The 17,481-nt window shown below is 72.0% G+C and carries 14 protein-coding genes; 7 read left to right on the top strand and 7 right to left on the bottom strand.

Features of this window, described 5'->3' with window-relative positions; translation table 11 throughout:
- Window positions 1–113: 113 nt before the first annotated feature.
- The 4 genes from M2165_RS01880 (at window position 114) to M2165_RS01895 (ending at window position 3,640) form a co-directional block, all read left to right on the top strand.
- Window positions 114–1,337, top strand: a complete 1,224-nt coding sequence (locus tag M2165_RS01880) for a helix-turn-helix domain-containing protein (protein WP_280812966.1) — start codon at window positions 114–116, stop codon at window positions 1,335–1,337.
- A 45-nt stretch (window positions 1,338–1,382) separates the two neighbouring features.
- Complete coding sequence (locus tag M2165_RS01885) at window positions 1,383–2,075, top strand: hypothetical protein (protein WP_280812967.1); 693 nt, start codon at window positions 1,383–1,385, stop codon at window positions 2,073–2,075.
- Between the two features lie 144 nt (window positions 2,076–2,219).
- The gene (locus M2165_RS01890) at window positions 2,220–3,011 is read left to right on the top strand and encodes a DUF899 domain-containing protein (protein ID WP_280812968.1); all 792 of its coding nucleotides are present in this window, start codon (window positions 2,220–2,222) and stop codon (window positions 3,009–3,011) included.
- Window positions 3,012–3,025: 14 nt separating this feature from the next.
- The gene (locus M2165_RS01895) at window positions 3,026–3,640 is read left to right on the top strand and encodes a hypothetical protein (RefSeq protein ID WP_280812969.1); all 615 of its coding nucleotides are present in this window, start codon (window positions 3,026–3,028) and stop codon (window positions 3,638–3,640) included.
- Here the strand turns inward: M2165_RS01895 and M2165_RS01900 are convergent.
- Window positions 3,585–4,829, bottom strand: a complete 1,245-nt coding sequence (locus tag M2165_RS01900; protein ID WP_280812970.1) for an MFS transporter — start codon at window positions 4,827–4,829, stop codon at window positions 3,585–3,587. The two genes, M2165_RS01895 and M2165_RS01900, sit on opposite strands and share 56 nt — an antisense overlap.
- A 95-nt stretch (window positions 4,830–4,924) precedes the next feature.
- Window positions 4,925–5,758: an AraC family transcriptional regulator gene (locus M2165_RS01905; protein WP_280812971.1), complete on the bottom strand. Its 834-nt coding sequence runs from the start codon at window positions 5,756–5,758 to the stop codon at window positions 4,925–4,927.
- A gap of 107 nt (window positions 5,759–5,865) precedes the next feature.
- Here M2165_RS01905 and M2165_RS01910 point away from each other — a divergent pair, with 107 nt between their 5' ends.
- Window positions 5,866–6,810: an alpha/beta hydrolase gene (locus M2165_RS01910; protein WP_280812972.1), complete on the top strand. Its 945-nt coding sequence runs from the start codon at window positions 5,866–5,868 to the stop codon at window positions 6,808–6,810.
- A 47-nt stretch (window positions 6,811–6,857) separates the two neighbouring features.
- Here M2165_RS01910 and M2165_RS01915 read toward each other — a convergent pair whose 3' ends face one another.
- The 4 genes from M2165_RS01915 to M2165_RS01930 all read right to left on the bottom strand — a co-directional run bounded on the left by M2165_RS01915 (window position 6,858) and on the right by M2165_RS01930 (window position 15,459).
- Window positions 6,858–7,883, bottom strand: a complete 1,026-nt coding sequence (locus tag M2165_RS01915) for a sodium:calcium antiporter (protein WP_280812973.1) — start codon at window positions 7,881–7,883, stop codon at window positions 6,858–6,860.
- A 16-nt stretch (window positions 7,884–7,899) separates the two neighbouring features.
- On the bottom strand, window positions 7,900–8,793 hold the full coding sequence (locus tag M2165_RS01920) for a universal stress protein (protein WP_280812974.1): 894 nt from the start codon (window positions 8,791–8,793) through the stop codon (window positions 7,900–7,902).
- A complete protein-coding gene (locus M2165_RS01925; protein WP_280812975.1) occupies window positions 8,790–11,465 on the bottom strand; it encodes a cation-translocating P-type ATPase in 2,676 nt (891 codons plus the stop codon). Before M2165_RS01925 ends, M2165_RS01920 begins: the two co-directional genes overlap by 4 nt.
- Before the next feature lie 91 nt (window positions 11,466–11,556).
- Entirely contained in the window at window positions 11,557–15,459 is a 3,903-nt protein-coding gene (locus tag M2165_RS01930; RefSeq protein ID WP_280812976.1) for an autotransporter outer membrane beta-barrel domain-containing protein, read from the bottom strand.
- Window positions 15,460–15,568: 109 nt separating this feature from the next.
- Here M2165_RS01930 and M2165_RS01935 point away from each other — a divergent pair, with 109 nt between their 5' ends.
- A complete protein-coding gene (locus M2165_RS01935; protein WP_280812977.1) occupies window positions 15,569–16,192 on the top strand; it encodes an XRE family transcriptional regulator in 624 nt (207 codons plus the stop codon).
- Complete coding sequence (locus M2165_RS01940; protein ID WP_280812978.1) at window positions 16,189–16,728, top strand: GNAT family N-acetyltransferase; 540 nt, start codon at window positions 16,189–16,191, stop codon at window positions 16,726–16,728. Before M2165_RS01935 ends, M2165_RS01940 begins: the two co-directional genes overlap by 4 nt.
- 125 nt (window positions 16,729–16,853) lie before the next feature.
- Here M2165_RS01940 and M2165_RS01945 read toward each other — a convergent pair whose 3' ends face one another.
- Window positions 16,854–17,402 (bottom strand): ATP-binding protein, encoded by a 549-nt coding sequence (locus M2165_RS01945; RefSeq protein WP_280812979.1) that lies wholly within the window; start codon window positions 17,400–17,402, stop codon window positions 16,854–16,856.
- Window positions 17,403–17,481: the final 79 nt, after the last annotated feature.

A 17,481-nucleotide genomic window follows, 5' to 3' on the forward strand; every position in this document is an offset into this window, starting at 1 on the left:
GCTGCCATTACAGTCCGGGCACGCGCGCCGGCACACCGGCCGCCGCGCACCGATGCGAACGGAAGGCCAATGAAGATCGAACACCGGACGACGACCACGACCGCCCGGCCGGCATGGACTCGCTGATCGCCGCTTCCGCGCGCGCGCTGGCGGCGGGCGATGCGCTCGGCGCGCTCAAGCGCGTGGCGCTGCGCGACGATCCGCCGGCGCTCGCGCTGCGCGGCATCGCGATGGCGCAGCTCGGGGAGCTGTCGCGCGCCCGCGAGCTGCTGCGGCGTGCCGCGCGCGGCTTCGGCAGTCACGAGGAACTCGCACGCGCCCGCTGCGTGGTGGCCGAGGCCGAGGTGGCGCTGGCCACGCGCGACATCGGCGATTCGCCGCGCGCGCTCGCGCTCGCCGCGGCCACGCTGGAGGCCCATGGCGACCCGGCCAATGCGCTGCAGGCGCGGCTGATCGCGGCGCGCCGCCTGTTGCTGCTCGGGCGGCTCGACCAGGCCCGCTCCGCGCTCGCGCGGCTCGACGGGGCGAGCGGCCTCTCCGCCTCGCTCGCGGCGGTGGTCGCGCTGGCGCAGGCCGAGCTGGCGCTGCGCTCGCTGCAGGTGGATGCGGCAGAGGCGGCGCTGCTGCGCGCGCACGATGCGGCCGAGCGTTCGCGCGTGCCGGCGCTGCGTGCCGAGGTGGCCGAAGCGCGGACGGCGCTCGCACGGCCCGCCGCGCGCCGCCGGATGGCGGGCGCCGAACAGGCGCTGCGCCTCGACGAGGTCGCGGCGCTCCTCGCCTCGGACGCGCTCGTGGTCGATGCCTGCCGCCGCGGCGTGGGCGTCGGCGGCACATGGCGTCCGCTCGCGCGCCGGCCGGTGCTGTTCACGCTGGTGCGTGCGCTGGCCGAAGCCTGGCCCGGCGACGTCGACCGCGAGGCGCTGATCGCCGGCGCCTTCCGCACGCAGCGCCCCGACGAGACGCATCGCGCGCGGCTGCGCGTCGAGATCGGGCGGCTGCGCGCGCTCGTCGCGTCGATGGCCGCCATCGAGGCGACCGCGCGCGGCTTCGTGCTGCGGCCGCACGACGATCGGCCGGTGGCGGTGCTCGCGCCGCCGATCGACGGCGATCAGGGCGCGCTGGTGGCGCTGCTGTCCGACGGCGCGCCGTGGTCGACCTCGGCGCTCGCGCTGGCGCTCGGCGCCAGCCAGCGCACGGTGCAGCGCGCGCTGGCCGAACTCGAGGCCGAGGCGCGGGTGCGCGCCATCGGCCAGGCGCGTTCGCGCCGCTGGCTGGCACCGCCGCTCGGGGGATTCACGACGATCTTGTTACTCCCCGCGGCGCTGCCGATTGAATAGAGTGACTCCCATGCGCCGGTCCGAGGCGCGCCACCAGGAGCCACGATGAGCAGCAGCAAGACCACGACAGCGAACAGCAGCGACACCGCCCGCGCCACGACGCGACCCGCCGAGATCGTGCGCGAGTACGGGCCCTTCGAAGGCGCCACCTCCGTGGGCGGCGTGACGCACGACGGCCGGCGCGTGTGGGCCGCGGGCGGCGCGAAGCTGCTGGCCTTCGATCCCGCGAGCGGCGAGCCCGAGCGGGTGTTCGAGCGCGCCGCGGACGCCGGCACCGCCTTCGACGGCACGCACCTCTACCAGATCGCCGAGGCGCGCATCGACAAGATCGATCCGGCCACCGGCCAGGTGCTGGCCTCGATCCCCTCGCCCGGCGGCGGCAGCGATTCGGGGCTCACCTGGGCCGAGGGCAGCCTCTGGGTCGGTCAATACCGCGACCGCAAGATCCACCAGATCGATCCGGCCACGGGGGCGATCCGCCGCACCATCGAATGCACCCGCTTCGTCACCGGCGTCACCTGGGTCGACGGCGAGCTGTGGCACGGCACCTGGGAAGGCGACGAAAGCGACCTGCGCCGCATCGATCCGCAGAGCGGCGCCCTGCTCGAGCGGCTCGAGATGCCGCGCGACGTCGGCGTGAGCGGGCTCGAGTCCGACGGCGCCGACCTCTTCTACTGCGGCGGTGGCGGCAGCGGCAAGGTCCGCGCCGTGCGCCGGCCGCGCGCCGCGCGCGCCTGAGGGCGCTCGGCCCTCGGGCAGCGGAGGCCGCACGGCCTGCCTGCCGCCCCTTCTCGACTTTCGGTTTCTCGACGAGCGCGCCGGCCGCCGGCGGGTCGCGCCGCGCCTTTCTTCACCCGCCATCCATCCAAGGAGCACACCACCATGCACAGCGAAGTCATCTCCGGCACCGCCATCGCCAACCATCCCGTCGTCACCGGCGAGCAGTGGCTGGCCGAGCGCAAGAAGCTCATGGCGCGCGAGCGCGAACTCACCCACCTGCGCGACCAGATCGCGCGCGAGCGCCGCGCGCTGCCGTGGAAGCGCGTCGAGAAGGCCTACGTCTTCGACACGCCCGAGGGCCCGCGCCGCCTCGCGGACCTGTTCGAGGGCCGGCGCCAGCTGCTGGTGCAGCACTTCATGCTCGGCCCGGGCTGGGCGCAGGGTTGCCCGAGCTGCTCCTTCATGGCCGACCACACCGACGGCATGAACGTGCATCTCGCGCAGCGCGACATCAGCTTCGTGGCGATCTCGCGCGCGCCGCTGGCCGAGATCGCGCGCTTCCGCGAGCGCATGGGCTGGCAGTTCAAGTGGGTGTCGTCGTACGGCAGCGACTTCAACCACGACTTCCACGTGAGCTTCACGCCCGAGGAGATGGACAAGGGCGAGGTCTACTACAACTACGCCGTGCGGCCCTTCCCCGCGGAGGAGGCGCCGGGCCTCAGCGTGTTCTACCGCGACGACGCGGGCGAGGTCTTCCACACCTACTCGACCTACGAGCGGGGCGTGGAAGTGATGATGGGCGCCTACCAGATGATGGACCTCACGCCCAAGGGCCGCGACGAGCGCGACGTGCCCTACAAGATGGAGTGGGTGCGGCACCACGACCGCTACGAGCCCGCCCCCGCGTCCGTCGCCACACCCGCCGCCGCGCCCTGCTGCGCCGCGCACGCCTGAGCGGCGCCTGCACCATGGCGAGCCTCTGGCCGTGGCTGGCGGTGGCGGGCATCGGCGCGCTGCACGGGCTCCATCCCGCCAGCGGCTGGATGCTCGCGGCCGCCTGGGGCGTGCGTGCGCGCGACCGCGGGCAGGCGCTGCGGGCGCTGGTGCCGATCGCGCTCGGGCATGCCGCGTCGGTGGCGCTGGTCGCCGCGGCGGTGGCCTTCGGCGTGTCGCTGGACCGCACCATGGTGCAGTGGTTCGCCGGCGCGCTGTGCGTGCTGGCGGCGCTGCTTCATCTGTGGCGCCGCACGCCGACGGCGGCACGCGTGCCGGCCGGACACGCGGGGCTCGCGCTCGGGTCCTTCGTGATGGCGACCGCCCATGGCGCCGGGCTGATGCTGGTGCCGGCGCTGGTGCCGCTGTGCATGGGCGCTGCGGGCGGCGGCACCGTCGGCTCGCTGGGACTTGCGTTGGCGGCGGTCGCTGTCCATACCGCGGCGATGCTCGCCGTCACCGGCCTCGTCGCGGCGGGCGTCTGCCGCGGGTTCGCCTTCGGCAGCCGCTGGTGGGCGGGCTGCGGCGGCGGCATCAACCCGCCGGCTGCAGGCGCGCGGCGCCCTGCGGCGCCGTCCGCGGAAAGCTGAGCGCGATGGCGACCGCGCCGAGCCCGACGGCCATCGATCCGAGGTACATCCAGGTGTAGCTGCCGTAGCGGTCGAACAGCCATCCGCCGAGCACCGGGCCGAGCGCCATGCCCAGGCTCGACAGCATGGTCGCGGCGCCCAGCACCGTGCCGAGGATGCGCGGCCCGAAGTAGTCCCGCGCCAGCACCGCATAGAGCGGCATCACGCCGCCGTAGGCCATGCCAAAGACGATCGCCACCGCGTAGAAGCCGCCGAGCCGGTTGACGAGCAGGTAGCTCGCGGCCGCGAAGGCCTGGATCAGCAGCCCGGCCACGAGCACGCGCTTGGCGCCGAGCCGGTCGGCCAGCACGCCGAAGACCAGCCGCCCGCCGAGCCCGGCCGCCCCTTCCATGCTGTAGATCGTGACCGCCGCGAAGGTCGGCAGGCCGCAGCCGATCGCATAGCTCACGGTGTGGAAGATCGGCCCCGAATGCGCCGCGCAGCAGGCGAAGAAGGTGATGCCGAGCACGAGGAAGGCGCGCGAACGCAGGGCTTGCCCGACAGGCATGGCGGGACCTTCGGCCGGACCGCCCGCCGCGGCCGCCGCGCCGCTGCCAGGCGCCGCGCGGATGAACCACACCGCGGGCAGCAGCAGCACCCAGGCACCGATGCCGATGATCAGCTGCGCCATGCGCCAGTCGTAGCGGGTGACCAGCCAGGCCGCGAGCGGCGCGATGGTCATCGGCGCCACGCCCATGCCGGCCGAGACCAGCGAGACCGCAAGGCTGCGGTGCCGGTCGAACCAGGAGGCGGTGGTCGAGATCACGGGCGCGAAGAAGCTGCCCGCCGCGACGCCCATGAGCACGCCGAACAGCAGCTGGAACGCGAGCAGCGAACTGGCGCGGCTCGCCAGCACCGTCGCGAGCCCGAGCAGCACCGTGCCCGCGAGCACCACCACGCGCGGCCCGTAGCGGTCGCTCAGCGCGCCCCAGCCGAAGCCGGCCACGCCCATGCTCAGGAAGGCAAAGGTCATGGCGCTGGAGATGCCCGCGCGCGACCAGCCGGTCGCGGCGCTCATGGGCTCCAGGAAGACCGCCAGCGAGAACACCACGCCGATCGCGACGCAGGTCATCAGCGCGCCCGCGGCGACGATGGACCAGTTGGAATCGATGCCGGCGGGCAGAGGCCGGGCGGATGCGGAAGGGTTCATGGCGCGCGTCCCGAAGTCGTTGAACAAAGTGAACTGCTTGGTTGACTATAGACGCATTTCGCGCCCGGCGCATCCCCCGCCCCGGCGGCCGGCGCTCAGGCGGCCGGCTGCTGCGCCAGCTTCCACTCGCGCGGCGAATGGCCGCTCTGCGCCTTGAAGGCGCGCGACAGCGCGGCCTCGCTGCCGTAGCCCACTTCCTGCGCGATGAGCTTGAGCGGGCGTCCGGCGCGCAGCGCGCGCTGCGCGAGACCCACGCGCCACTGCTGCAGGTAGGTGCCCGGCGTGCAGCCCACGGCATCGCGGAACTGCATCGCGAAGACGCTGCGCGACATGCCCGCCTCGCCGGCCAGGGCGTCGAGCGTCCAGTCGTGCGCCGGCCGCTCGTGCATGGCGACGACCGCATGGCGCAGCCGCGGATGCGCGAGCCCGGCGAGCATGCCCGAGCGGGTCTGCCCGCGCTCCATCAGGTGACGTAGCACCTGGATCAGCACCACCTCGAACAGCCGGTTCAGCAGCGCCTGCCGGCCGCAGCGCTGCTCGAAGGCTTCCTCGAACAGCAGCGCCAGGATGCCGTGCGCGCCGTCGATCTCGTCGAGCGGCACGCAGACGAAGGGCGGCAGCGCGGCGGCGATGGGATTGGCCGCCCCGCCCTCGAAATGCAGGTTGGCGCAGGCGAAATCGGCGCCCTGCGCCGGGTCGGTGATGAAGCGGTGCGCCATCGGCCGCGGATACAGCAGCAGGCTCGGGCGGGTGATGCGCAGCACTTCGGCCCCGCCGTGGCTCACGCCCGCCTCGCCGCGGCGCACGAGGTGCAGCTGGCCGGTCCCGCCGCTGCCGTCCAGGTCGTTGATGCCGCACAGCGCACCCGCATGGAACATCCGCGCGGTGACGGAGAAGTGCGCCAGCAAGGCTTCGAGCCGATCGGTCATGAATACTCCAAGTCAAGTTTGGCGGACGTTTTATCACCAATCGTTTTGCCAGACGCCTAAAGTTCGTTCTGTCGCTTCCGACGCCAATATTCAAAAGGAAAGAAACCATGAACGCAGTGACCCGCCTCTTCACCGTCGCCGCCCTCGCGCTGGCCGCCAACGCCGCCTTCGCCGCCGACAAGACGCCCGTGCGCCAGCCGGCGCCTGCCGTCGCCAAGAGCGCGAGCTACATCACTACCCGCGACGGCGTGCAGCTCTACTACAAGGACTGGGGCCCGCGCAACGGCCCGGTGGTCACGTTCAGCCACGGCTGGCCGCTGAGTTCGGACAGCTGGGAGTCGCAGATGATCTTCCTGGCCTCGAAGGGCTACCGCGTGGTTGCGCATGACCGCCGCGGCCACGGCCGTTCGAGCCAGCCGTGGGACGGCAACGACATGGACCACTATGCCGACGACCTCGCGACCGTGATCGAAACGCTCGGGCTCAAGGACGTGACGCTGGTCGGCTTCTCCACCGGCGGCGGCGAGGTGGCGCGCTACATCGGCCGCCACGGAACGAGCCGCGTGAAGAAGGCCGCGCTCGTGAGTGCCGTGCCGCCGCAGATGCTCAAGACCGAGAAGAACCCGGGCGGCCTGCCGATCGAGGTGTTCGACGGCATCCGCAAGGCCGAGCTGGAGAACCGTTCGCAGCTCTACCTCGACATCGCCTCGGGTCCGTTCTTCGGCTTCAACCGGCCGGGCGCGAAGGTCTCGCAGGGCTCGATCCAGTCGTTCTGGGCCCAGGGCATGCAGGGCGGTCACAAGAACACCTACGACTCGATCGCGGCGTTCTCGGCCACCGACTTCACCGAGGACCTGAAGCGCTTCGACGTGCCGACGCTCGTGATCCACGGCGACGACGACCAGATCGTGCCGATCGACGCATCGGGCCGCGCCTCGGCCAGGCTCATCAAGAACGCCAAGCTGATCGTCTATGCGGGCGCGCCGCACGGGCTCGCCGACACGCACAAGGACCGGCTCAACAACGACCTGTTGAACTTCATCAAGGAGTAGCAGCTGCGCGCCGGGGCGGCCGGCAGGGCCGCCCCGGCGCTTCCGCTTCAGGCGCCGTGGCGGAACAGCACGTAGGCGTTGAACAGGTACGCGCCCGCGAGCGCGAGGCCGCTCCAGCTCGCCAGCCGCAGCACGCGGCCTGCCGGCCGGGTGTGCAGCGCGATCACCACCACGCCGCTCATGGCCGCGGCCGACATCACCGAGACCAGATGGATCGGCGAGACCGCCGCCAGGATCGGGTCCCGCGCGTAGAAGATGTCGTCGATCGCGAGGATCGCCACATTGAACAGGTTGCTGCCCAGCAGGTTGGCCACGGCCATGTCGATGGCGCCCAGGCGCAGCGCCGACAGCGTCACCACCAGTTCCGGCATCGATGTCACGAAGGCCACCAGGAGCGTGCCGACGAAGCTCCGGCTCCATTGCATCGACGTCGCGAGCTCGGTGGCGATGAACGGCAGCCAGATGCCGGCCGCCACCACCACGGCCGCTGCCGCGAGACAGCGCAGCGCCGCCTGGCGCAGCGACATGTCGGGGTAGCGGCTGACGGTGCGCCCGGCCTCCACCGCGAGCCGTGCGCGTTCGTGCGCGAAGGTGCTGCGCACGGCGAGCAGGTAGAGCAGCAGCAGGGCCGGCGTGTACCAGCCCACGTGCCCGAGCGCCTGCGCGAGCGGAAACTGCACGATCGCCAGGCCCAGCCCGGCCAGGCCCAGCATGACGATGCCGAACGCCGCCAGTCCCACGTGCTCCAGTCCCGCGCGCTGGAACAGCGGCTCGTCGCGCTTGAGCAGGTCCAGCACGGCCAGGTACGAGAGGTTGAGCACGCAGGCGCCGAGCACGTTGCCGACGGCGACGTCGGGTGCGCCGGCGAGCGTGACCGAACTGATGCCGGTGGTCAGCTCGGGCAGCGAGGTGACGGTGGCGAGCAGCACCAATCCGATCCAGGCGCCCGAGCATCCGGTCTTGTCGGCGATCACGTCGGCATAGCGCGTCAGCAGCGTGCCCGCCACCGCGATCATGCCGCCGCACAGGACGAGGCTGGCCCAGATCAGCCCGAGGTCGCTCACGGCGCCCATGTCGTGTCCTCCCGCCTCATGCTGCGTGCCTCGTCGACACGAGCACGTCCGCGCTGCCTTCGGCCAGGACGTGCCTGGTGACGCTGCCGAGCAGCAGGTCTTCGGCCGCCGAACGGCCGTGCTTGCCGAGCACGACCAGGTCGCAGTCGTGGCGCTGCTCCTGCTCGACCAGGCACTGCGAAGGGTCGCCCTCCACCACGCAGGGCGCCCACCCGCCCGGCTGCAGGCCGGCACTTTCCGCCAGTGTCTGCAACTGCCGCGCTGCCTCGGCACGCGTATGGCAGCGATACTGCGCGAAGGTACCGGCGTCGACACCGGCGAAGCGGAGTTTTTCCTCGAAAGGTACCTGCCATGCGTGGAAGAGCAGCAGCCGGGCACGCGGCGCGGTCGCCCGTGCCGCGGCCACGGCGTGGATCGACCAGGGGGAGAAATCGACTGCGCACAGCACGCTCTGGTAATTTGCATGCGCGGCCTGGCGCACCAACAGCACCGGGCGGGTCGTGCGCCGCAGCAACCGCTCCGAGGTGGTGCCCGGCACGAGGTGCCGCAGGAACCCTTCCCCGCGCGCGCCCAGCACCAGAAGCGCCGAATCGCGGGCGTCGGCTGCGCGGCCGATCTCGTCGAGCACGTTGCCGCTGGCGCACAGCACCTCCACTGGCACGTGTGGGCCTTCCTGCTGGCGCAGGCCGGCGGCCAGCATGTTCAGCTGCCGCAGCGATTGACGCTCCACGTCGGCCACCGCGGCATCGCCGAGCCATCGACGCAGCGAATCGATCGGATCGGCCGGCAGCACGTGCATCAGCGTGAGCGCCCTGCCCGCCTCGTGGGCCACGCGTGCGGCGCGCCCGGCTGCATGCCGCGCCGGCGCGGACAGGTCGGTGGCCGCCAGGATCGAGGCTGCGTGGTTCATGTCGAGCTGGCCTGTCCGTCGCGCCGTCCACCCGCGGATGCGGCGCCTTCCGCATGATCCGCGGCGGCAGTGGCGCCGCGCCGGCGGATCCACTTCTCGAGCTCGACCGCCGCGAAGACCAGGGCGGCGCATGCCATGCACAGCGCGAACTCGCCTACCGAGAGGGCCTCGGTGTGGAACAGGGGCTGCAGCGCGGGCACGTAGATCACCGCGAGCTGAAGCGCGAAGGTCGAGAGGACGGCTCCTGCCAGCGGAAGGTTGCTTCGCAGGCCCTGCGTGAAGAGCGAATCGACTTCCGAGCGGATGGCCAGCACATGCGCCATCTGCGACAGCGTGAGCACCGTGAACACCATGGTCTGCCAGTGCATCCCGGTCTTCAGCGCCAGGGCCTGCACGCCGAGGCACAGCCCGGCGATCAGCAGCCCGACCCACAGCGTGTGCTGCCACAGCCCGCCCGCGAACACGCTCTCGCCGGGGGCGCGCGGCGGCCGACGCATGATGCCTCGTTCGGCAGGCTCGGCGGCCAGCGCCAGGCCCGGCAGGCCGTCGGTCACCAGGTTCACCCAGAGGATGTGCAGCGGCAGCAGCGGAATCGGCATGCCCATCAGCGGCGCGAGGAAGAGCGTCCAGATCTCGCCGGAGTTTCCGGTCATCGCATAGCGCACGAACTTGCGGATGTTGTCGAAGATGCGCCGGCCCTCGCGCACCGCTGCCACGATGCTCGCGAAGTTGTCGTCCAGCAGCACGAGGCTCGCTGCCTCGCGGGCCACGTCGGTCCCGCCCAGGCCCATGGCCACGCCGATGTCGGCCTGCCTGAGCGCCGGCGCGTCGTTGACGCCGTCGCCGGTCATCGCGACGAAACGCCCAAGGGACTGCAGCGCCTGCACGATGCGGATCTTCTGCGCCGGATCGACCCGCGCGTACACGCGCACGTCCTGCACCGCGCGGCGCAGCGCGTCGTCGTCCATCGCCGAGAGCGCACTGCCGGTGAGCACGACGGCGCCCGTGTCCGCGATGCCGAGTTCGCGTGCAATCGCCAAGGCCGTGGCCGGATGGTCGCCGGTGATCATCACCGGCGTGATCCCCGCGCTGCGGCAGTCCGCCACCGCGGCCCTGGCCTGCGGCCGCGGAGGATCGGCGAGGCCGACCAGCCCGAGCAGGACCAGGCCGGACTCCACTGCGTCCGCGGTATCCGCGGCCGGATCGTCGGCGCAGGCACGGCGCGCCAGCGCGAGCACGCGCAGGCCCTCCGCAGCCATCGCCGCCGCGGTCGCCAGCGCTTGGGCCGTGTCGAGCGTGCCGTCGCCCTCGGCCGAGGCTGCGCGGATGCAGCGCGGCAGGACCGATTCGGGCGCGCCCTTGGTCACCAGGGTCCATCCAGCTTCGTCGCGGTGCAGCGTGCTCATGCGCTTGCGCTCGGCGTCGAAAGGCCACTCGTGCCGCCGCGGATGGGCCGAACGCACGGCCGCCGCGTCGAAACCCGCGGCCTGGGCCGCCTCGGCGAGCGCGGTCTCCGTGGGGTCGCCGACCCACCGGCCTTCGGCGTCGAGGCTCGCGTCGGTGCACAGCAGCGCCGCGCGCCACACCGCGTCTTGCGAGCCGCCGGCGGGCAGATCCACGCGCTGGACCTGCATGCGGTTCTGCGTCAGCGTGCCGGTCTTGTCGGAGCAGATCACGCTGACCGAGCCGAGCGTCTCCACCGACGGCAGCCGGCGGACGAGCGCGTTCACCTTCACCATGCGGCGCGCACCCAGCGCGAGCAGCACGGTGACCACCGCGGGCAGCGCTTCAGGGATCGCGGCCACCGCCAGGCTGATGGCGGTGAGGGCCATGAGAAGCAGCGGCTCGCCCCGCAACACGCCGATGCCGAAGATCAGCGCGCAGATGAACAGGACCACCAGCGACAGCCGCTTGCCGAACGACGCGAGCCGCAGCTGCAGCGGGGTGCTGCGCTCCGCGGTGTCGCGCAGCAGTCCGGCCACCCGGCCCAGCTCCGTGCCGGGCCCGATGGCGGTCACCAGGCCTTCGGCGCGGCCATGGGTGACCAGCGTGCCCTTGAATGCCATGTTGAAGCGATCGCCCAGCGCGTGATCGCCCTCGGGCAGATGGGCGGTGTGCTTCTCGACCGTGACCGATTCGCCGGTCAGCGTCGATTCATCGATGCGCAACTGGGCCGCGTGGTTCAGCCGGAGATCGGCCGGCACCAGATTACCTGCCTCGAGCAGCACCACGTCGCCGGGCACCAGCTGGCTGGTCTCGAGCACCTGGGCCCGGCCCTCGCGGCGCACGGTCGCATGCGGGCTCGCAAGGCGCTTGAGCGCCTCCAGGGCGCGCTCCGCCCGCCACTCCTGGACAAGGCCGATCGCGGCGTTGAGCAGCACGATCACGGCGATCGCCACCGTGTCCGCCACGTCGCCGATGAAGCCCGACAGCAGTGCCGCCGCGATCAGCACCAGCACCATGAAGTCGCGGAACTGGTCGGCGATGCGGCGCAGCAGGCTTCGGGGCGGCGGTTCGGGCAGGCTGTTGTGGCCGAACTGCGCACGGTGTTCGCGCACCCTGTCGGCGTTCAGGCCCTCGCGAGGGTCCACGCCGAGGCGGGCCGCCAGGGATTCGGCGGGATGCAGGTGCGCATCGCGGATGGCGGCGCCCGGAGCGGCTGGATCGTTCATCCCCCGATCGTGCGTGCCGCGATCGGCCGGCGCCTTGCGCTAGCGCAAGCTCGCTCAGGCGGCGCGCTGCAGCCGCAGGGCGGCGATGGTCCTACCACTTCACCCGCATGCCCAACGATCCGTTGACCGAGCTTCCGACCCTGGCCTTGCCGCCCGAGGCCCAGCGCCCGCCGATCTCGCCGTAGAGGCTGGTCGTCGGCCCGAGTGCCAGCGTGAAGCCGCCCGCGAGCTCGGTGCTCGTGCCGCCCGTGGGCGCGACGATGTCGGTGCTCGTGGCGCCGTTCACGAAACGCGCGAGGTCCATGCCGCTGGAGCTGCGATAGACATTGACGCGGCCATAGGGCTGTAGCGTGCCGAGGCCGGTCGCGATCTCGCCCTTCACGCGCAGGCCCGCGCGCGCGATCCAGCCGCTGTCCGCGCGCGGCTGCACCACCGCTCCCGCGATGGCCGTGTTGTCGAGGTCCATGTGCTGGTGGATCAATTGCAGCTGCGGCTCGATCTGCCAGCCGCCCGCGCCGAGCGCGAAGGCCTGGCCAATTTCCAGCGAGCCGAGCAGGCTGTGGCCCTTGACCGTGCTGCCGGCACCGAACATGGTCTCGGCCGTGGCGCGGTGGCGGCCCGACTGCACGACCGCATCGGCGTAGAAGCCGCTGTCGCTCGTGAACGTGCCGTAGACGCCGAGGTACTGGCTGCGCAGGTCGTTGCGGCCGACCGAAAGATTCTGCAGGCCGCTTGCGAAGCCGCGCACGTGCGCATCGCCGTCGATCTGGCCGACGTAGAGGCCGGCGCGCCAGTTCGGCGCGGCGAAGAGGTCGGTGCCGGCCTGTACGCCCGTGAGGCGGCCGCTGCTGGTGGGGGAGACGGTGCCGCCCTGCCGGATGTCGAGGTCGGTGGAGAGCACGCGCGCCCACGCGCGGCGCGCGCCGCGGGCATCGCCCTTCGCATCGTCGTCGCCGACGCGTCGGCGCAGGTCGCCGAGCATGGCAAGGCTGCCCTCGCGCAGCTGGCTCGGCAAGGCGGCGTGGAGCGAGGCTTCGGCGCGGTAGGCGGGCACGACGAGGGGCGGCGGTGCCGGTGCCGGCGCTGGTGCGGGTTCGGCAGGGTTGGTGGGAGGAATCGCCGGCGGGACCACCACCGCCGTCGAGCGCAGGTACCAGTTCTCGCCTGCGCCGCTCGCATCGGCCGCATGCAGGCGGTATTCGTAGGCGCCTGCATCGACATGGCCGCCCGCAAGCGCGAAGGCGTCCTTGCTGGTCTGTGCCGTCGTGGTCGCGCCGTTCTGCGCGGTCACGACTTCGATGCCGTTGCCGCTCGTGAGCGCGCCCAGGCCGCCGAGGTTGGCGATCTGCACGGTGGTGCGCCCGCTCGCCGTGCCGCCGTCGATCACGAGGCGGTCCGAGGTGCCACCCTCGCCGAGCACGGTGCCCAGGCGCAGCACGCCGTGGCTGCCGACGTAGTTGCCGCGCACCGTGAGCGTGGTGCCCGGCGTGGCGCCCGCGAGCGAGACGGTGCCGCTGTTGGCGAGCGAGGCGACCGTTTGGCTGAAGCCCGCGAGATCGAGCGTCGCACCGGCAGCCACGTTGTGGGCCGAAGCCGCGCTGAAGCTGTTGACCGCACCCGCACGCAAGATGCCCTGCGCCACATCGGTCGCGCCGGTGTAGGTGTTGGCGCCCGAGAGCGTGAGCGTGCCCGTGCCCTGCTTGGTGATGAAGCCACCGCCGCTGATCGCGCCGGCCAGGGTGGCGCCGAAGGCGCCGGTGTCGATCACCGGATCGTTGCTGCCGGTGAGTTCGATCGCGTTGGCGATGGTGAGGCCGTCGGCGCTAAAGCCCAGCGTGGTGCCGTCGTCCATCGCGAGCGCGCCGGTGCCGAGCGCCTGGTCGTGGCCGAGGTTGAGGCGGCCCTGCTTGAGCGCGGTGCCGCCGGTGTAGGTATTGGCGCCGGAGAGCGTGAGGCTGCCGCTGCCCGTCTTCGTCAGCCGCCCGCCGGTGCCGAGGAAGTCGCGGATCACGCCGCTGAGCGTGAACGCCACCTCGGTGTCGACCGTGAGATGGGCGTTCCAATTGCGGTTGATGTCGATGTTGTTCGCCAGCGTGAGGTCGCGGTTGGCGCCGAGCACCGAATTCGGCGAGCCCACGGTGAGCCGGCTGTCGCCCAGCGCCCGGCTGTTGCCGACCACCAGGCGCGCATCGCCGAGCAGCGTGGCGCCGCCCACGCCTCCGAAGTTGTACGTGTTGGCCGCGTTCAGCACCAGGGTGCCGCCGCTGATCGCCACGCCGGTCCCGCGCCCGGTGATCGAGCCGTTGAGCGTGAGCGCGCCGGTGCCCGTCTTCGTCAGCAGGCCGATGCCGGTGAAGTCGCCGTCGAAGGCCGTGGCGGTCGCCTGGTTCACCGTCAGCGCACCGTTGGTGCCGAAATCGATCGTGCCGCCCGTGCCCTGCAACGCCGACACGGTCTGGGCGTGTCCGTCCATGGCCAGCGAGGCGCCCGCATCGACGCTCAGGCTGCCGCTGCCCAGCGCATTCGCGGTGGCGAGGCGCAGCGTCCCCGCGCGCACGAAGGTTCCGCCGCCGTAGGTGTTGTTCGGCGCGGCCATCACCAGCGTGCCCGCGCCTTCCTTGATCAACGCCGCGGCGGCGCCCGACACGGCGCCGCTGAGGCCGAGCACCCCCGCCGCGCCGGTGTCGATCGTGAGATTTCCGTCCGGCGCGATCGGGCCGCCGAGCGCCCACATCGCGCCTTCGCCGGTCTCGATGCGCGAGAAGCCGGTGAAGCTGCTGCCTTCGGCGCCCGAGCCGGTCAGTGCGAGCGTGTTGTTCGCGCCGCTCGCGACGACGTTGCCGAGCAGCACGGAGCCGACGGCGAGTTCGAGCCGGTTGTCGCCGCCGTACAGCTCGATCGCGTTGGCCCGCACGCGCTGCGCCGCATCCGGGTGGCCCGAGAGACCGCCCGCGATGACCCCGCGGTTGATGATGCGCACACGCGTGCCCACGATGCCCACGCCGCCTGCGGCGCCGCTGCCGTCCGTGGGCGCGGGCACCGCGCTGGTGCCGTGCAGGCCGCCGTTGCCGCCCGCGATCCCGCCCTCGTTGACGATGAGCAGATCGCTGCCGAGCACGCCCACGCCGCCCTCGCCGCCCAGGCCCGGCGCCGTGGGAACGACGTCCAGCGTGCGCCAGGAGCTCCCGCCGTCGCCCCCCGCACCGGCGTCGATGATGCCCCGGTTCCAGAGCGAGCCGCCGTCGCGCTGCACCACGCCCCAGCCGCCATCGCCGCCGTGGCCGCCGCCGTAGGTGGCCATGCCGCCCTTGCCGCCCGCGCCGCCTTGGCTCTGCCCGGAGATGATCGTCACGCCGGCGCCCCTCACCAGCACTCCGCCGCCGCCCTGCCCGCCGCCGCCGCCGTAGACGTTGCCGTCGCCCCCGGTGCCGCCCTTGCCGCCGAGCGCATTCGCGGCGACTTCGCCGTCGGTGGCGAGCACATGGCCGAAGGCCCCGCCGCCGCCACCGCCGCCGCCGCCGCCGCAATTGCACGGGCCGCCGAAACCGCCGCCGCCGGCACCGCCGTCGCGCTGCCCCGGGGCGGCCGCGCCGGCCATGCCGCCCGCGCCGCCTTCCTCGTTGACGTACTGGGTGTCGCCCCCGCGGCCACCGCTGCCGCCTTCGCCCGTGACCAGGCTGACGCCGCCCCCGCCGCCGCCCGTGCCGCCATAGAAGCGCCACTGGCCGGCTCCGCCGTCCGGATGATCCGACGTGCCGCCCGCGCCGCCCACCGCCCCGTTCGACCCTGGAAAGCCCGGCACGCCGGGCCCGCCGTCGCCCCCGGCAGCCTGGCCGGGCAGGGCTTGAAGCGCGAGCACAGCCGCCGCGGCCAGGACCAGTGCGCGCGACGCAGTGGCACCCCCGCTGCTTGCGCCGCGCGAGCGCGCGAGTTCCGACACGGCCACCCAGGCGTTCAGGGTCGGGTTCCAGAGGGTTCGATGGATGATGTTCATGCGGCGCCAGTGTCTTTAGAAACACTCGGAAACATTTGATCGTTCGTCCGATCACGCGGCGGCCGGCGAAAATCCAGTTTTATGGAATCAATTCCATTAAACTGACGGAATGGACATCAACACCCGCATCGCCCGGCGCCTGCGCGAACTGCGCAGCGCCCGCGGCTACTCGCTCGAAACGCTCGCGGAGCGCAGCGGCGTGAGCCGCTCCAACATTTCGCTGATCGAGCGCGCGCAGAGCAGCCCTACCGCCGCCGTGCTCGACAAGCTGGCCATCGGACTCAGCGTGGCGCTCGCCGCCTTCTTCGAGGACACCGCGGACGGCAGCGACGGCACGCCGCCCTCGCCGCTGATCCGCCTCGCCGACCAGCCCTTGTGGCAGGACCCCGCCTCCGGCTACGTGCGCCGCCGCCTGTCGCCGCCCGCGCCCTCGCCGCTGCAACTCGTGGAGGTGCTGTTTCCGCCCGGCCAGCGCATCGCCCTGGACTCCGCGGTGCACGACGCCGAGATCCACCAGCAGATCTGGGTCATCGAAGGGCAGATGGCGCTGACCGTGGGCGACACGCCCTGGCTGCTGGCGACCGGCGACTGCCTGTGCATGCAGCTCAACCAGCCCATCGTGTTCCACAACCCCGGCCCCGCGACCGCGCGCTACCTGGTCGCACTCACCAACCCGGCCGCACCGCCCGCCCGTATTGCATTCCCAACCCTGCCCGCGAGGAAAAATCCATGACCGCTGCCGCCCCGGCCCCATTCACCATCCGCCGCCTCGGCGCCAACGAGGCCGCCGCCAGCATCGAGGCGCTGGCCGACGTGCTGATCGACTGCGTCGAGGGCGGCGCGTCCGTCAGCTTCATGGGCCCGCTGCCGCGCGAGAAGGCCCTCGGCTTCTGGCGCCAGGTCGCCGAAGGCGTGGCCCGCCACGAGCGCGTGCTGCTCGCGGCGGAGGATGCGAACGGCGCGATCGTCGGCACCGTCCAGCTCGTCACCGCCATGCCCGAGAACCAGCCGCACCGCGCCGACGTCGCCAAGCTGCTGGTGCATCGCCGGGCCCGGCGGCAGGGCCTCGCGCAGCGCCTCATGGCGGCCGTCGAAGCCGCCGCCCGCGACGAAGGCAAGACCGTGCTCGTGCTCGACACCGCCACCGGCGGGGACGCGGAACGGCTGTACGAGCGCGCGGACTGGCACCGGGTCGGCGTGGTGCCCGACTACGCGCTGATGCCGGACGGGGCGTTCTGCAGCACGACCTTCTTCTGCAAGAAAGTTTGAGGACCGCGCGGCCGGAAGTCCGGGGGCGTGTGCGCGTACGGACGGGCGAGCGATCGCCCGCGTCGACCGCCAGAGCGGACGCTCTCGGCTGCAAGCGCACAAGGTCAACGGTCGACAGCCAGTCTTCAAGATTTGTGCGGACCGGCTTCATCAGGCGTGGCGCGGCGCTTCGCGTCTTCTGTCACGAAGTGAATCTCGAACTCTTCGCATTCCAGTTCGTCGGGCGGCTCCCAGAGCTTGCTCGCCATCTCGAAGACATGGTCCGGCACGACCATCGAAAACGTCGGGCCTCGCTCTTCATTCCTGCATCGAACACGCTCTCGACGAACTTCCAACGGAGCGTCGAGGAAATGGATGCGAGGAGGGAATCCTTCGTTGCTGATCCTTCGACAGAACTGAAGCCGCTGCTGCCGCTGGATCAGACCCAACTCGAGCACCACATCTCGACCCGACCCCAGTATTCGGCGGCTGTGGGTCCATATCAGATCCAGCAGCCGTTCCTTGCGCTCGACATACCAAGGCACGAAATCGCCGTCCGGGCGGTCCGGGCTGAAAAGCGCCGCGAACCATTCGTCGAGCGGAATGTGCACGCCGTCAATGCTGGCGGCCAGAGCCGTGCTGAAGGTCGACTTTCCGGCCCCGACAGGGCCCTCGATCAGATGAACTCGGGTCATTCGTGATTTCCAAACAGGCGCAGTCCTGGCGGCGTCGCATCCGGCGCTGAAAACCGCGCGTTGAAGATTGGCCGATCGC

Source organism: Variovorax sp. TBS-050B (genome assembly GCF_029893635.1).
Classification (GTDB): Bacteria; Pseudomonadota; Gammaproteobacteria; order Burkholderiales; family Burkholderiaceae_C; genus Variovorax.

Bases quoted from the DNA above. Each gene is read 5' to 3' on its own strand.
- M2165_RS01910 (WP_280812972.1), top strand. From the start codon at position 5,866: ATGAACGCAGTGACCCGCCTCTTCACCGTCGCCGCCCTCGCGCTGGCC.
- M2165_RS01915 (WP_280812973.1), bottom strand. From the start codon at position 7,883: ATGGGCGCCGTGAGCGACCTCGGGCTGATCTGGGCCAGCCTCGTCCTG.
- M2165_RS01925 (WP_280812975.1), bottom strand. From the start codon at position 11,465: ATGAACGATCCAGCCGCTCCGGGCGCCGCCATCCGCGATGCGCACCTG.
- M2165_RS01895 (WP_280812969.1), top strand. From the start codon at position 3,026: ATGGCGAGCCTCTGGCCGTGGCTGGCGGTGGCGGGCATCGGCGCGCTG.
- M2165_RS01930 (WP_280812976.1), bottom strand. From the start codon at position 15,459: ATGAACATCATCCATCGAACCCTCTGGAACCCGACCCTGAACGCCTGG.
- M2165_RS01900 (WP_280812970.1), bottom strand. From the start codon at position 4,829: ATGAACCCTTCCGCATCCGCCCGGCCTCTGCCCGCCGGCATCGATTCC.
- M2165_RS01880 (WP_280812966.1), top strand. From the start codon at position 114: ATGGACTCGCTGATCGCCGCTTCCGCGCGCGCGCTGGCGGCGGGCGAT.
- M2165_RS01940 (WP_280812978.1), top strand. From the start codon at position 16,189: ATGACCGCTGCCGCCCCGGCCCCATTCACCATCCGCCGCCTCGGCGCC.
- M2165_RS01890 (WP_280812968.1), top strand. From the start codon at position 2,220: ATGCACAGCGAAGTCATCTCCGGCACCGCCATCGCCAACCATCCCGTC.
- M2165_RS01920 (WP_280812974.1), bottom strand. From the start codon at position 8,793: ATGAACCACGCAGCCTCGATCCTGGCGGCCACCGACCTGTCCGCGCCG.
- M2165_RS01885 (WP_280812967.1), top strand. From the start codon at position 1,383: ATGAGCAGCAGCAAGACCACGACAGCGAACAGCAGCGACACCGCCCGC.
- M2165_RS01945 (WP_280812979.1), bottom strand. From the start codon at position 17,402: ATGACCCGAGTTCATCTGATCGAGGGCCCTGTCGGGGCCGGAAAGTCG.
- M2165_RS01935 (WP_280812977.1), top strand. From the start codon at position 15,569: ATGGACATCAACACCCGCATCGCCCGGCGCCTGCGCGAACTGCGCAGC.
- M2165_RS01905 (WP_280812971.1), bottom strand. From the start codon at position 5,758: ATGACCGATCGGCTCGAAGCCTTGCTGGCGCACTTCTCCGTCACCGCG.